1 protein-coding gene is annotated in these 253 nt (G+C 61.3%); it reads right to left on the bottom strand.

Annotation, left to right across the window (positions count from 1 at the left end):
* A partial coding sequence (locus HJG40_RS01460; protein ID WP_215862556.1) for a MobA/MobL family protein occupies window positions 1-253 on the bottom strand: 253 nt, incomplete at both ends.

The raw sequence follows: 253 nt of genomic DNA, 5'->3' as shown, positions 1-253 counted from the left end.
GCCGGATAGATCAAGAATACTCTGATCTACCGCCAGGTCTTGCCGCTCCAGCTCACCCGCTTCCTTGGCCAGCTTTAATCGTTCCGAAACTTCCTGCTCAAAATCCAGCCTTCGGCGGCTCGGTTGTCCGGTCCGCCGCTCATAACCACTGGCCGCTGGCCCCAGATGCCGGGTCGGTGCCCGATCCTGACCTTGCTCCGCCAGACTGCGGTGATCCACCTGGGCGGCTATGCCGTTTTCCTGTAATCGGGCG

Source organism: Acidithiobacillus concretivorus (assembly GCF_018853445.1).
Taxonomy (GTDB): domain Bacteria; phylum Pseudomonadota; class Gammaproteobacteria; order Acidithiobacillales; family Acidithiobacillaceae; genus Acidithiobacillus; species Acidithiobacillus concretivorus.
This window is presented reverse-complemented; position numbering and strand designations above follow the sequence as displayed.